This is a genomic window from Paenibacillus aceti, assembly GCF_003614185.1.
GTDB lineage: Bacteria > Bacillota > Bacilli > Paenibacillales > Paenibacillaceae > Fontibacillus > Fontibacillus aceti.
The window spans coordinates 3,414,433-3,427,001 of record NZ_KZ987724.1; the positions used below are offsets into that span (position 1 = coordinate 3,414,433).

Genomic DNA, 12,569 nt, shown 5'->3' on the forward strand with positions numbered 1-12,569 from the left:
ACCGGTCATTCAGATGTCAAGACCTGGTAAGGTTCTTCGCGTTGCTTCGAATTAAACCACATACTCCACTGCTTGTGCGGGTCCCCGTCAATTCCTTTGAGTTTCAGTCTTGCGACCGTACTCCCCAGGCGGAATGCTTAATGTGTTTACTTCGGCACCAAGGGTATCGAAACCCCTAACACCTAGCATTCATCGTTTACGGCGTGGACTACCAGGGTATCTAATCCTGTTTGCTCCCCACGCTTTCGCGCCTCAGCGTCAGTTACAGCCCAGAGAGTCGCCTTCGCCACTGGTGTTCCTCCACATCTCTACGCATTTCACCGCTACACGTGGAATTCCACTCTCCTCTTCTGCACTCAAGCTACCCAGTTTCCAATGCGACCCAAGGTTGAGCCTTGGAATTAAACACCAGACTTAAATAGCCGCCTGCGCGCGCTTTACGCCCAATAATTCCGGACAACGCTTGCCCCCTACGTATTACCGCGGCTGCTGGCACGTAGTTAGCCGGGGCTTTCTTCTCAGGTACCGTCACTCCGTTAGCAGTTACTCTAACGGACGTTCTTCCCTGGCAACAGAGCTTTACGATCCGAAAACCTTCATCACTCACGCGGCGTTGCTCCGTCAGACTTTCGTCCATTGCGGAAGATTCCCTACTGCTGCCTCCCGTAGGAGTCTGGGCCGTGTCTCAGTCCCAGTGTGGCCGTTCACCCTCTCAGGTCGGCTACGCATCGTCGCCTTGGTGAGCCATTACCCCACCAACTAGCTAATGCGCCGCAGGCCCATCCGTAAGTGACAGATTGCTCCGTCTTTCATTATCTCCTCATGCGAGAATATAAATTATCCGGTATTAGCTAACGTTTCCGCTAGTTATCCCAGTCTTACAGGCAGGTTGCCTACGTGTTACTCACCCGTCCGCCGCTAACTCTCTGGAGAGCAAGCTCTCCATCAAGTCCGCTCGACTTGCATGTATTAGGCACGCCGCCAGCGTTCGTCCTGAGCCAGGATCAAACTCTCCAATAAAGTTGTTACTCATTGAAAAGAGCGATTAGCTCATTTTGAATCTGACTTATTTCTTAGATTTCACTTGACGTGAAACCCGCTCACTCGTTGTTCAGTTTTCAAAGATCAACTTCATTTTCGGTGTCGCTTTCGTTCTCAGCAGCGACCTTTATAATATATCATGTTCGCCTCGTTTATGTCAAGATGTTTTTTTAGTTTTTTTCGTTTGCCTCACTCAGCAACTTCTTGTTTTTCAGGGGCGAGATATAATTTATCATAGAATTGCCTAGGGCGTCAAGTATTTTATCATATTAATTTTATTGGGAAAACTTTACACTCAATTCAAGGTAATTTTCGCCCGTCAACTTATGCCTTATAACGAATCTCTCTACCCTCTCCATAACCATCCACAGCGGCCAATGTGACCTCTTTGATCAGAGCATGATGTACCAACTTACTAAGTACGAGCGGGAGATCATCGCTAGCATGATTCAGTTCAGGTCGCCGCGCCAGCTCATAGACACTCCAAGTCTCTTTACCGCTCTTTAATACACGTAACAGTGGCGAACAGCAATCCTCCATTTTAGATACGATCGAGAATTCACTCGTTAACAACAACAATTCAATTCTTTGACTCAAGGTCTCCCTGCTATCGGTAAGCTCATGGAACAGTTTATATACGACTGGATTTAGAGAATGCATCTGTTCCCAGGTTACACTCTCCGGCAAGATGCCCTGCTCAATCAGCTCGATATTGGCATAGTGCTTCAGCGCCTGCATAACACTGCAATAGGCATCCATGAAGTCCGAGGCCTGCTCGTGGTACTTCGCTTCAGTATGCGTCCGCAGCAATCTTGAATACTCCTTGAAGAGCCGCCGACTCCGTAGCTCCCCTCTAAATTGAATCAGATCGGAACGAAATTCCGCCAATTCCCCTTCTACATCCCAAATGACGTCCCCCCGCAGGAAACACTGCACAATATCCGAATTATCCCCGGAGACGATGGACCGACGCAAATAGTTCTTACCTACCTGCAATAGTTGATAACGTACTTCTCCATTGATAAAATGCTCGAACCTGACTTCATCATCAAGATCATGGCAAATCGCGATGATCAGTAAATTAAACTCATTAAGCAATGGGGAATGATACTCCCCGTTATGGCGATAACCAACAGCTCCGATTGCCCCAGGGCAATTCTCTGTATCCGGAAAAGAAAAAATGGTCGGCTCCACAATACCCTCCTACCTTGGCGTATCCCTGCCAATTCGATATAATATAGTTCTACACCATATTCAAGTTTCCTTCTTCCTAGAGACGATCGTTTCAAACTCTTTCATCTATATAGTTCAAATTTAAAATAAGAATAGGGGTTGCTGCCTATGTTTTTCAAATCGAGCAAAATTAATGAATTTCGCTTATGGGGCCTGCTTCTGACGATGATTGGAATGGGGCTAATGGTGCTGGGAACGGCAGGCATCGTCTTCTGGGGACAATCCGGCAAGATTATCGCCGGTATAGGTCTGGTCATCGGGCTAATCGCTATGTTGGCCAGTCTGGCGGTCTATTTTTGGGCCGGAATGCTCTCAACATCCGCTGTACAGTTAGAATGCCCAGAATGCCATAAATTAACGAAAATGCTCGGCAAGACTGACCGCTGTATGTTCTGCAAGACGATCCTAACCCTCGATCCTGAGCAAGCCACGATTACGGCAGATGAACTGAAGCAGCAGACGACTGCCGCTACAACTAACAGATAGGCATTTCTCCACTAATTAAGCAACCACCTAGAATCTACATAAAGCAAGGGCCCCAAACTCCACATCTAGTGGAATTTGAGGCCCTTTTTATAAAGCCATATTCTACTTGGAATCAGATACTTCCTTCAATACCTCCCAAGCCTTATCCGAAGCCAAATTACGGTTCCAGGACGCGACTCCCCCAAGCTTAAGTGACTTGACCAGTTCTACTCTCGCTTTTAAGGATACTTCATCCTCCAGCCAGATCCGGTACCGTACGCCATCTTCCTTATACTCTGCATAATTCTGCCCGGTCTCTTCCGAGAACACTGGCTTAAGCTTCTTCTCTTCAATCATTTTCCTTGCTTTGTTCATTCCGATCGCCTTCGACTTCACCTTTACCTTGCCGTCTTCCTGAGTCTCCGACCATACCCGGGTATACATCGGAACAGCAAGAATCAGCTTCTCGGCAGGCACCTGATCCTCGTCGAGAAGCCGTCTCGCCGAAGCCTCAACCCAAGGCAGCGAAGCGACAGAGCCCGCTACCGGGCTCGCCGCCCAATGCTCATCATAAGCCATAAGTATCATGTAATCTACAATCTCGCCAAGCGCTTGACGATCCAGGAAGGCAGACCACATCTCACTGTTCGATTTTGGTGTAACATCAATAGATACGACGAGGCCGTATTCTTGGGCAAGCGGACGCAGTTCCCTCATGAATTGGGTCAGATTATCTCCATCCTTGGTGTGTACATTCTCATAATCGATATTAATGCCATCGAGATCATACAATTTAGCATACTGCAGCATTTGGAGAATCGTCGTCATACGACTCTCGAAGCTGGACAACGCCCCGGAGGTTATATCCGGATCGAAGCCGTTGTTGAACAAGCCCCATACCTGCATACCCCGCCCATGAGCCCATTTCACATAATTGATATCGGCCTTGCTCTTCACGTTTCCCTCACCATCAATCAGCGAGAACCATGTCGGACTTACCACGTTCACCCCAGGCAGTTCACCGATATTCGCTGGCTTGGGCGCTACTTCATATACCGCTTCCCAGGTCAGATTGACCGTCCTCGATTCCCATTTCTGCTTAGCTGGCGACAGATCTTCCTTGGTCTGCGGGATATCTACAGATTCGCCGATCCCCACATGCTTCGCCTTCAGATACCCGGTATAGCCGTTGTCCAATTGCACATGATACCAGCCATCCGCCTCCTGCAGTATACGGAATGTCGTACCTGGCTTCACGTCCGCCACAATCGGCTTATGAATATTCGGCTCTACCCGCAGAGGAAATTTCGTGCTCTCCTTCGGCTTGGCAGGGCCAGACACTTCACCCTTCTGGACACTCTCCCCGGCCGTATACAGCAGCACCGCTCCTGAGGCCGCATCTTCATGGATTTCTATGCCATACAGTTCCTTAAGTAAATGAACAGGCAAATACAGCACTCCGTCCTTCTCTTCAGAAGAGAATCGCAGCTTGATTGGCTTATTGTTCACCTTCGCTGTCTTCTCATCTGTCTTCAGGAAGACCAGCTTCTTAGGCGTCGTTAAAATAACGGATTTACTCTCTTCCTCATAACGGATATGCGGATCAATAATTTCCTGAATCACAGGCAGAGGGAGCTTCAGCGCGTCCTCAGAACCTAATGCGGAATAATCCATAACCTCCCCTTGGTAGAAGATGGGCTTGTCGAATTTCCCTATCCACTCCGGGTCAATATGTTGACGATTGGGTAAAAATTCAGAAGAGACTAAATAAACGCCAACAACAATGAGAATGAGTCCAAATAGCCATTTTATGCCACGCCTCTTTCGCCGCCTGCCTCCGTGATATGCGCTTCTTGTGCTCTTCAAAATAAAAGTACCTCCGTTAACGTTAATAATTCGAATTTAAAAAAGCGGATTATTTGAATTACCTAATCCAGATAAGAGTACCTTATAAAAATAAAAACGTGAAGGATTCCCCCAAGGAACCCCGCACGTTCTCTCAAACATCAGGTGAAATCAATGATTACGACGGCAATCCTTACACACGCCATATAGCTCCAGTCGGTGCCCATGTACTTCAAAACCGGTTATTTCTTCAGCTGTACGCTCCACATCCTCTAACGAGGGGTAATTGAAATCTTCGATTTTTCCACATTTTTCACAAATGATATGATAGTGATTTGAAACATCGGCATCGAAACGGCTTGAGCTATCGCCATACGTCAGCTCTCTGACCAAGCCAGCCTCAATGAACATTTTCAGGTTGTTATAGACCGTAGCCACGCTCATATTCGGAAAACGCGGCTCCAATGCACGATAAATCTCATCCGCAGTAGGATGGCCCATCGTTTCCATAAGATAGCTAAGGATGGCATGACGCTGCGGCGTAATGCGGACACCGTTCATTTTCAGTTGTTCTAACGCATGTTGAACGCGCGAAGCCATTATGTCCACCGCCTTTTTGTTAGTGCAGAAGAACTACCCCTGCAATGTTATTGTACGTTTAGGTTAAAACGTTTGTCAACGCGACTTTCATCGTGTATTCAAAATGTACGATTTTCTATGCAAATTCGGTGCCAACATTTCTCCTGAGCCGCTACAGTCATCTTGTATTCACGAACAGATCGCTATTGCCCTCTACCTGAATCACATGCTCACCCATGCCGACAGTACCTGAGATTTCTTTCCCATTGACCATAAAAGGGAGACTACTTGTAATATTCCCATAACCGCTCGAACCGATAATCATATAATCGCCGGTTTCTGGCAGGGCCAGGTTTATTTCTCCAACAGCACTGTATACATTCCAATCGCCACCGACCATCGCTGATGATATTTGTATTTTACCGTTAAGCGACTCGGCCTTGAGCTTCTCAGGGACAATATCAACCTGTATATTCCCGTTCTTGGTGGACACATCGATATTCCCTTGCGAATTAAACAGTGAAATATTACCGACCATCGTAGAGAGAGCCACATCCCCCGCGATCCCTCGGGCCTTTAAATTACCGCCCTGTGTATCCACATGCACATTGCCGAAGATCCGACTCAGCTCCGCGCCGCCATTCAAGGTTCTGGCCGAAATATCGCCGACGATATTCCAGAACTTGAAGCTGCCGCCTCCCGTCTGCAATTTGAATTGATTCATCGCCTGTAGACCGGTCAATGTAATCGAACCGCTGGTCGTGCTGATATCCAGATCCAAGAAGCGGTTCTGCGGCACGATCACCGTTATATTCACACGCGGATGACGCCGGCCGCTCTCACCGTAGGTATGGTCCTGCACGGATAAATCCAAGTTGCCACCTTCTTTGACCGTGATGGAGGTATCATCAGCAATATCTCTCGCCTCTTCCGTAGAAAGCTGATCGACCCACACTGTCGATTTAACGATCACCTCATTGATCTCCGCACTCTTCACATCGATATCCCCGTTCACCCCGTTAAGAACGATCTTATCCGTATCCAGATCAATCGGAATCTCGATATCCCGCTTATCCTGCCTATACCCTGCTTCACCACTGAACTCAGCCCCCGCCGAGGCTAAATCCAGACTAACCCGGTTCCATAAATGCATGTAATGATCCTGCTGCGTAATCGCAAAGACCGAGGCCGCGATGAATACTGACAGCACTAATCCCTTGAAATCTACACGCAGTCTTCGAAGGGGCCTTAACACTCTCTTACGGCTCCACCATGCCAACGTCAGAATCAACTCTGCTCCACATATCACAAGCAGCAGCGGCCACCATTTAAGCAAGAGCAGCATGTAATCCTGTCCACTGCGGATATCGACCAACATAATCACTGCAACAGTCATTAATAAAATAGCTGCGCTGAAGCGGCCTGTGCGAATACTCCGCCGTCTTCCTTCTCTAATCATCCAGATCAGACCGGTCACCAGCAACACTACCGATACCGCATAGCTGCCATATTGCTGAAACAGCCCTTCCAGCCAGACAGGCTTCATTCTAAGAATGAAAGCAACCATCCCGCCGCTGATCAGAATGATCCCGGATAAGGCGCCCACCTCTGATCCCATATCATCCGCTGCACCCGCAGGCTCCGCCCCCGCGCCGGACTCATTTCTCTTTAGATTGGCATTTACGAAATCCGTAGTTTGAAGAACATCGTAGATGCTGTAAAAGTACACCACCGGAACCAATAGCCCAAGCACAAGCAGCAACGGCAGATTAATCCCCATACGAACCGAAGAGAAATAGACGAGCAAGGCCACATCAATCAGGAAAAAATCTATAAACAGACTGCCTTTCACGAATTTCCTTAAATATAAATGCCCGAAGCCCGGGAATAAAGCCGATAGCAGACAAGCGATGAACTTTCTTTTTCGGCGTCTTGGCTGATAACCTTTAGGGTGAACCTGTACAGGCTCTTCCGGCTGAATCAACGGATTTGAGGGTTCCATCTCGATCATCTCCTCCCCTCTTAGATTCATTGTAACCGATCGCACAGCTCCTGTAATTTGTAATAATTTCACTTTACATAAACCTGACTTCATTTAAAAATAGCACTCCCTGCCCGCTTGCGCGGACAAGTGTGCTATTTGGATCAAAAAGCAATCTAGCGATTAAGATGAAATAGCGTTAAATCGACACCGGCCACAGATTTCATCGTCTCCCCCGGCATAAAGCCGAGTTTCCGGTACAGAGCTACAGCAGGCGTATTCAGCGTCCCTGCCGTCACTGTAAAGCGCCGGATGTCGTCACAGCTGTCTAGCACATATTGAACCAAGGCGGTGCCGATTCCCTCACGTAAATGCTGAGGATGCACCATCAACCGTGTGATAGACAGACTGCCAGACGAATCTGTCGACACGGAGATCACGCCGAGCAACTCCTCGCCGTCCTCCGGCCCATCGGACAGGTACCCATAGAAGCTCTCCTCGCTATTCCTGATCGAATCGAAGGTATCACGCAGAGGCGGGTAAGAGGTAAGTCCCAGCGCCAGCGCTTCAAGACGGTAAGCGATGTGCTGCAAACTCCATATCTGCTCGACCACATCCGGGTCCTGAAGAGATAATAATCTGATCACACCGCTTCCCATCCTTTTCGAGGCCAGAATATTGTTACTTCAATACAACCGACAGCCGACAAGACTGTCTGTCGCTCTATTTCTTCAACACTTCAACCAACAGCTTATTCACCAGGCCAGGGTTAGCTTTGCCCTTGCTCTGCTTCATAACTTGTCCAACGAGGAAGCCGATCGCCTTCTCCTTGCCAGCCTGATAATCCTGAACGGAGGCCGGATTCGCCGCGACTACCTCTTGAACAATGGCCATGATAGCTCCTTCATCGCTAATCTGAACCAAGCCTTGCTCCTCAACGATCTGCTGTGGAAGCTTGCCGCTCTGCAGCATCTCCTTGAAGACCGTCTTGGCGATCTTGGAGCTAATCGTTCCCTTGTCGATCAGATTGATCATCTCGCCCAAGCCCTGTCCAGTCAGCTTAACCTCAGCCAATTCCAGGCCATTGCTGTTCAAATAGCCGAGCAACTCGCCCATCATCCAGTTGGATACCGACTTGGCATCCGATGTATGCTTAAGACTATCCTCGAATAGATCGGCCAGCGGCTTGGAGGACGTAATCACACCGGCGTCATAATCCGGTAGACCGTATTCCTTCGTATACCGCGCTTTGCGGGCATCCGGCAGCTCTGGAATCGTGGACCGAATCCGAGCCTTCCAATCTTCATCGATATACAGTCTAACCAAATCCGGGTCTGGAAAATACCGATAATCATGCGCTTCTTCCTTACCACGCATCGAGAATGTCTTGCCTTGCGCATCATCCCAGCGCCGAGTCTCCTGTATGACTTCCCCGCCCTCGTCCAAAATTTCGGCTTGACGGTACTGTTCATACTCCAGACCGCGCTGTACGCCGCGGAAGGAGTTCATATTCTTCAATTCGGCACGAGTCCCGAATTCCTTCTGTCCATGTGGACGCAGACTGACGTTGGCATCACAGCGCATGGAGCCTTCTTCCATCTTCACATCAGATACATCGCAATACTGCATAATTGCCCGCAGCTTCTCCAGGTAAGCCTTGGCTTCCTCTGGCGAGGAGATTTCCGGCTCCGAGACAATCTCCACGAGCGGAGTACCCACGCGGTTGAAATCGACCAGAGAAGCGTAGCCGCCATCCACATGAGTCAATTTACCCGCATCTTCTTCCAGATGCAGACGGGTAATTCCAATCCGCTTCGTATATCCGTCCACCTCAATATCGATATAGCCGTTCTGGCCGATAGGCTGATCATATTGGGAGATTTGATAAGCTTTTGGTGAATCCGGGTAGAAATAGTTCTTGCGGTCGAACTTGCAGACATCGCCGATCTCGCAATTAAGCGCCATCGCCGCCTTCATCGCATAGTCTACTGCCTGACGATTGAGCACCGGCAATACGCCGGGATGTCCAAGACAGACCGGACAAGTATGGCTGTTAGGCGGTGCGCCAAATTCCGTAGAGCATCCGCAGAAAATCTTCGATTTCGTATGCAGCTCCACATGCACTTCGAGTCCGATCACCGTTTCATATTTAGATGTTGACATATCGATCCTCCTGCTAACTTTAATGTGCCATTACAGCGACGGGCGTTGTTTATGGTGATCCGTATGCGCCTCATAAGCATGAGCCACACGCAGAATCGTGCTCTCGTCAAAAGCCTTACCGATAATTTGCAGGCCGACAGGCATTCCCTCAGCGAAGCCGCAAGGCACGCTCAAGGCAGGAACTCCCGCCAGACTCACCGGAATCGTCAGAATATCGTTAAGATACATCGTCAGCGGATCATCCACCTGCGAGCCCAGCTGGAAGGCTGTTGTCGGAGCAGTAGGCCCGATAATCACATCATATTTCTCAAAGGTTTGGTCAAAATCCTGCTTAATCAAGGTGCGCACCTTCTGCGCCTTCAAATAATAAGCATCGTAATAACCGGAGCTGAGGGCATAAGTCCCGAGCATAATCCGGCGCTTCACTTCCGGCCCGAAGCCTTGGCTGCGTGAATCCAGATACAGATCGAGCAAATTACCGCCTTGCTCCGCGCGTACCCCATAGCGTACCCCGTCAAAGCGCGACAGATTGGAGGAAGCCTCCGAGGAAGCCAGCAAGTAATAAGCAGCAACTGCATATTCCGTATGTGGCAGCGATACTTCCTCCCACTCGGCGCCGAGTCCTTCCAATACCCGCAGCGCCTCTAATATGGAAGCCTTGACCTGAGGATCGACCCCATCCAGATATTCCTTAGGAACCGCGATTTTAAGTCCGGAAATGTCACCGCTCAAAGCACTCACATAGTCAGGAATGTCCACATTCGTCGAAGTGGAATCCTTCGCATCATGCCCCGCAATGGCTTGCAGCACATAAGCCGCGTCCTCGACATTCTTCGTGATTGGTCCGATCTGGTCGAGAGATGAGGCAAAGGCAACCAAGCCGTACCGCGATACAAGCCCATAAGTAGGCTTCAATCCGACCACGCCGCAGTAGGATGCAGGCTGGCGAATTGAGCCACCGGTATCAGATCCGAGTGTGAAGTAAGCTTCCCCTGCTGCAACCGCCGCCGCCGAGCCACCGCTGGAACCGCCGGGAACCCGGCTCAAGTCCCATGGATTACGTACCGGATGGAAGCTTGAATTCTCATTAGAGCCGCCCATGGCGAACTCGTCCATATTCAACTTACCGATCGTCACAGCTTCAGCCTGCTTCAACTTGGTTACGACCGTAGCATCATAGATCGGGTTATAATTGGACAGGAACTGGCTGGCGCAAGTGGTTCTAAGCCCCTCCGTCACCATATTATCCTTAATCCCTACTGGCAGACCGAATAGCAAGCCTTTGGCCTCGTCGCTGCCAAGCTTGTTATCGAGACGAGCTGCTTCAGCACGGGCTCCCTCTTCATTTAACGTCAAATAAGCACCTACGCGCTCATCATGCTCCTTAATTTTGGCGAACGCTTCTCCTACTAAGTCCGTCACGGACAGCTCTTTCTTGTTGAGCTGATTATGTAGTTCCTGTAAGCGCAAATCAAATAGCGTCACTCCATCTTCCTCCTTCCAAAATTCGCAATAATTATCGTCAGTTACTCCAATATAGCTGGAACCTTGAATTGTCCGTCCTCTTCATCCGGCGCATTGCGGAATACTTGCTCCTGTGTCAAGCTCTCATGAACCTGATCCTCCCGCATTACATTACTAAGCGGAAGAACATGAGTCGTCGGCTCCACATTTTCCGTATCCAGCTCATTCAATTTCTCGGCATATTGTAAAATCGCATTCAATTGTCCTGTGAACATTTCCCGCTCCTCATCACTTAATTTCAAGCGGGCCAGTCTCGCTACATGCTCCACGTCCGTTGTTTGGATGCTCATAGTCGTCCTCCTTCTATATAGATGAATAAAATTATATTGTAGAATGGGGTCCAATTCAATCCGTTAACGCGAAACCAAGAAGAAGTCCAGCATCAGGAAAAGAAAAAAAGAGCTCGACACTAGGCCGGCTCTCTTATATCCAAGCTCTCAGATTCACTTGTTTAATGAACTCCGCCTGCGATAAAGGTTCCTTTGTAGAATCCTCTTGCTCCTCCGCTTCTTCCATATCGCCGTTCATAATATGCATGAACAGCTGTTCATTGTAAGTAGCCAGAGCATAATCGATCAGAGCTTCTCTTGTAGTCAACTCTACTTCTTGCTGGGTTAGCAGTTCTTCGGATTCGATATCACTCGAAGGGACGAAATAATTCCGTCCTGTCTTCGGAGACCGGACTAGATAATCAAAGGCATTGTCCGGATTACGGTCGTAAGCAATGACGTAACCATATTCCCCAACAGGAAGATTCTGCTCAAAAGCATCGCCGACGATTACAATTTTCTCTCCCAAAGGTAGCATCGTCTTACCTCCCTGATTAAATACTTAAGAATTAGGAGAACTTCCTATGAAGTCTCTCTCTTACTTTTATATAATCCTACTAGAAAACAAAGAGAAGGGCAAGATATCTCTCTTTTGAATCATTATATCATTTTTACCCGATTTTCATTCTTTTAACAACGTTCTCTTCTTCCATTAATGACAATAGCTCCTCGACATCCGAGCCTGCCTTAAATTGAACGGTCAGATGCAGTACCACCTCATCACCTTTGCGCTCTGCTTCGAATCCGTTAACGGTAATACGGCGTTCGGACAGCCGACCCATAAATTCATGAATAATGCCCTCATCATTATCCGCAACGACCAGCAGCTTCTCTGTCTTGGGCGAGGCCAGCCAGCTGAACCGCCCGTGCAGCACAATCTGCCCGATCACGATAATAATCATCACGCCGATTCCGATCAGATACATCCCAGCGCCAATCGCCATCCCTATTCCCGCCGTCGCCCATATGCCGGCAGCTGTAGTCAGGCCCCGAACCGTATTCTTCTGCATGAAGATCATCCCGGCCCCAAGGAATCCGACGCCGCTCACTACTCCGGCAGCTACCCTGGACGGATCGACCGACAGATTGCTCCAGCCGATCTGGTCCTGGAAACCATACTTGGATATAATCATCATCAGCGCTGCACCGACCGAGACGACAAAATGAGTCCGTACCCCGGCTTCCTTCATCCGATTCTTGCGTTCAAAACCGATCGTCACTCCGCAGATCCCGGCGATAAGAACCCGAAGCAGCAATTCGAAATTCATATTCATACGCTCACCTTCCTGCTGACTAGTTACAATCATCTGGAAATACAAGTATAACAAAGTCAAGGTGAGTTGTGGAGAAATCGTGAGGAACAAAAAACATCTATCCGGCAAGTGAAGCTGTTCGCCGAATAGATGCCC

Annotated in this window: 11 protein-coding genes and 1 other annotated feature; of the genes, 1 reads left to right on the forward strand and 10 read right to left on the reverse strand. The window is 48.9% G+C overall.

The annotated features are described in order from the left end of the window. Positions 1 to 127 precede the first annotated feature (127 nt). Positions 128 to 1,012: a sequence feature (16S ribosomal RNA rRNA prediction is too short), on the reverse strand. Positions 1,013 to 1,365: 353 nt separating this feature from the next. Then, positions 1,366 to 2,235, reverse strand: a complete 870-nt coding sequence (locus BFJ94_RS15290) for a nucleotidyltransferase-like protein (protein WP_120463433.1) — start codon at positions 2,233 to 2,235, stop codon at positions 1,366 to 1,368. 147 nt (positions 2,236 to 2,382) lie between these two features. Here BFJ94_RS15290 and BFJ94_RS15295 point away from each other — a divergent pair, with 147 nt between their 5' ends. Beyond that, the gene (locus tag BFJ94_RS15295) at positions 2,383 to 2,760 is read left to right on the forward strand and encodes a YgzB family protein (protein ID WP_120463434.1); all 378 of its coding nucleotides are present in this window, start codon (positions 2,383 to 2,385) and stop codon (positions 2,758 to 2,760) included. A 102-nt stretch (positions 2,761 to 2,862) separates the two neighbouring features. Here BFJ94_RS15295 and BFJ94_RS15300 read toward each other — a convergent pair whose 3' ends face one another. The 9 genes from BFJ94_RS15300 to BFJ94_RS15340 form a co-directional block, all read right to left on the reverse strand. Then, on the reverse strand, positions 2,863 to 4,413 hold the full coding sequence (locus BFJ94_RS15300) for a glycosyl hydrolase family 18 protein (protein WP_229717191.1): 1,551 nt from the start codon (positions 4,411 to 4,413) through the stop codon (positions 2,863 to 2,865). Positions 4,414 to 4,755: 342 nt separating this feature from the next. After that, the gene (gene perR, locus BFJ94_RS15305; protein ID WP_120463436.1) at positions 4,756 to 5,184 is read right to left on the reverse strand and encodes a peroxide-responsive transcriptional repressor PerR; all 429 of its coding nucleotides are present in this window, start codon (positions 5,182 to 5,184) and stop codon (positions 4,756 to 4,758) included. 157 nt (positions 5,185 to 5,341) lie between these two features. Further along, the gene (locus tag BFJ94_RS15310) at positions 5,342 to 7,165 is read right to left on the reverse strand and encodes a DUF4097 family beta strand repeat-containing protein (protein ID WP_120465261.1); all 1,824 of its coding nucleotides are present in this window, start codon (positions 7,163 to 7,165) and stop codon (positions 5,342 to 5,344) included. Positions 7,166 to 7,320: 155 nt separating this feature from the next. After that, positions 7,321 to 7,791, reverse strand: coding sequence for a GNAT family N-acetyltransferase (locus BFJ94_RS15315; RefSeq protein WP_120463437.1), 471 nt, complete (start codon positions 7,789 to 7,791; stop codon positions 7,321 to 7,323). A 76-nt stretch (positions 7,792 to 7,867) separates the two neighbouring features. Then, positions 7,868 to 9,307 (reverse strand): Asp-tRNA(Asn)/Glu-tRNA(Gln) amidotransferase subunit GatB, encoded by a 1,440-nt coding sequence (gene gatB, locus BFJ94_RS15320; protein ID WP_120463438.1) that lies wholly within the window; start codon positions 9,305 to 9,307, stop codon positions 7,868 to 7,870. Between the two features lie 30 nt (positions 9,308 to 9,337). Continuing rightward, entirely contained in the window at positions 9,338 to 10,792 is a 1,455-nt protein-coding gene (gatA, locus tag BFJ94_RS15325) for an Asp-tRNA(Asn)/Glu-tRNA(Gln) amidotransferase subunit GatA (protein WP_120463439.1), read from the reverse strand. Between the two features lie 41 nt (positions 10,793 to 10,833). Continuing rightward, positions 10,834 to 11,121, reverse strand: coding sequence for an Asp-tRNA(Asn)/Glu-tRNA(Gln) amidotransferase subunit GatC (gene gatC / locus BFJ94_RS15330; RefSeq protein WP_120463440.1), 288 nt, complete (start codon positions 11,119 to 11,121; stop codon positions 10,834 to 10,836). A gap of 133 nt (positions 11,122 to 11,254) precedes the next feature. Continuing rightward, positions 11,255 to 11,638, reverse strand: coding sequence for an ATPase (locus BFJ94_RS15335; protein WP_120463441.1), 384 nt, complete (start codon positions 11,636 to 11,638; stop codon positions 11,255 to 11,257). 133 nt (positions 11,639 to 11,771) lie between these two features. Continuing rightward, the gene (locus tag BFJ94_RS15340) at positions 11,772 to 12,434 is read right to left on the reverse strand and encodes an MgtC/SapB family protein (protein ID WP_438803720.1); all 663 of its coding nucleotides are present in this window, start codon (positions 12,432 to 12,434) and stop codon (positions 11,772 to 11,774) included. Positions 12,435 to 12,569 lie beyond the last annotated feature (135 nt).